Source organism: Peptoniphilus sp., from assembly GCF_022767005.1.
Lineage (GTDB): Bacteria > Bacillota > Clostridia > Tissierellales > Peptoniphilaceae > Peptoniphilus_A.
The window spans coordinates 1-2,162 of the sequence record NZ_JALEOV010000031.1; the positions used below are offsets into that span (position 1 = coordinate 1).

General features: G+C 29.9%; 3 protein-coding genes. All 3 read right to left on the reverse strand.

The features are described from left to right. Positions 1–130 precede the first annotated feature (130 nt). Positions 131–1,213, reverse strand: coding sequence for a virulence RhuM family protein (locus tag MR285_RS02405; protein WP_293557658.1), 1,083 nt, complete (start codon positions 1,211–1,213; stop codon positions 131–133). Next, positions 1,206–1,688: a hypothetical protein gene (locus MR285_RS02410; RefSeq protein WP_293557660.1), complete on the reverse strand. Its 483-nt coding sequence runs from the start codon at positions 1,686–1,688 to the stop codon at positions 1,206–1,208. The genes MR285_RS02405 and MR285_RS02410 overlap by 8 nt, the downstream gene beginning before the upstream one ends. 8 nt (positions 1,689–1,696) lie before the next feature. Then, positions 1,697–2,162: ImmA/IrrE family metallo-endopeptidase (locus tag MR285_RS02415; RefSeq protein ID WP_293557662.1), on the reverse strand; the 466-nt coding region annotated here is incomplete at its 5' end.

The window sequence follows — 2,162 nt, forward strand, 5'->3', positions numbered from 1 at the left end:
TCTCCCTAACAAGGTAAAATTGATAAAAAAAGAAGCAGTCCATAAAGGTTCTGCTTCATCAATTTTTCGTAAGTGGGTACTCACTTACTGTGCTTGCTATTAAAGTTATAAGCGTTAAGCGTGTATTAAGTTATTCTTCTAATTTTTTAGCATCATCTTCTAGTTCTAAGAACTTATCAAAATCACTTTTGTAAAGTCTATCTTGTATAATTCTATATTTTTCAAACTCACTCTCTGCGTGCTTTTTAGCAAGAGCTGCAGACACTTTTCCTGCATCGTTTAAGATTTCTTTATCCCATAATTGTAAAAATCCATTTAATCTTTTTTCCCAATCTTCCATAGTCATAGGGATATGTCTTTCTGCTTGTAGTTCTGCCATGTCCAAATATGATGAAACAATTCTTTGCATTTGATTTAATTCTTCTTCGTTTAGATAATTTTTTGCAACAACTACATCATATTTATGAATTTTTGAATCTGGAGAGCCTTCCCAAGTAGTAAGTCCCATATTTTTCGTTTTGTGATTGGCTCTATCTACGATTAATTCAGCTGCAGTTTTTCCATGAATTGCATAGTGCAATTTATTTTGAATAGCTGCAAAAAATCTTTTTGTTGCTTTTGCAGATGGATCATAGTCTAAAGAAGTGGCATAAATATCTGTGATTTTTTGATAGAATCTTCTCTCAGATAATCTAATTTCACGAATTTTTACAAGTAATTTTTCGAAATAATCCTTTGTAAGTTTTGTGCCAGAATTTTTGAGTCTTTCATCATCCATTGCCCAACCTTTAATTGTAAAATCTTTTACAATTTGGTTTGCCCACTTTCTAAATTGGACGGCACGTTCGTTATTTACTTTAAAGCCTACTGCAATAATTGCTTGTAGGTTGTAGTGTTTTGTTTCTCTTGAAACATTTCTAGAACCTTCTTTTTGAACTATTAAGAAATTCTTAATAGTTGCTTCTTCTTGTAATTCATTGTCATCAAATATTTTTTTTAAGTGCTGATTTATTGCTGCAGTACTGACATCATAAAGAGCTGCCATCATCTTTTGAGTTAGCCAAATATTCTCATCTTCATATCTAATTTCTATAGCTTCTTGATCATCACCGTTAGCTGCAATAAAAGTCAAGTATTCAGCAGCGGATGATCTGATTTGAAGTTCTTTTTTTTTCTGATTTTCGTCTTTATTTTTATCCATTTCTTTACTCATAATTTCCTCCAAGTATAAATTTCATTCTACCTTTAAACACTGGAATACTAATTAAGAATACAATTACATAATGTATAAAGGAATTTATCATCATACTTTTTGTTATTGGTAATTGATGATAAGTTTGACCTATTATTTTAAAAGCGGCTAGAGTGTTTGTTATAAAATCTAGTGCCAACCATAGGGCAACTGCTGATCCTATGAAAGCAATTATATAGTTTAAAAGTTTACTGATTTTTGGTAGCTTTTGATTTATTAAAATTAGCAATATTCCATAAATTATTACTGCTGTAATTGAAAGGGGAATAGACAATTTGTTATCTAGTTTATCTTTTAAGGATATATAAAATCCTAAACCTACAACTATAAAATCAATTAAAAAAGCTGAGATTTTTACAGAGTAGGTAGAGATGAGATAGTAGAAAACTACTCCAGAAAGGATTAATAAAATATATCCTGTAATAAAAATTCCCATAGAGTCTCCTAATAATAATCATCATGTTCAGGGCGATAATTTTTAAGAAAATCTCCCTGAGGTATATTAACATTAACTGGTTTATTAAATTTGCCCATTTTTGCTAACTCAGAAATTTTTAGATTTAGTAAATTTATATCTACGCCTAACTGTCCAGCGATTTCATAATCACAAACTTGATCATTGATATTATCTAGGATATCTTCATCACTTATTAATAAATGAGCTGCAAAAATATTAGCTTCAGTTTCAAATTTATTTGTAGGGTTTAATACTGTTTGGTCATGAAAAGCTCCACCACTCATACAATAATCTCTGTGTAGTTGATCGTGACCTAATTCGTGTGCTAATATCGTCTTTCTATTAAAATTTGTGTTACTACTGATAAAAATAAATCTGTTCCTTTGAATATAATGGTACATTCCTAAAAGTATTTTTGTTTCAGGTAGATATACCAGGTTAATATTCAAAGCT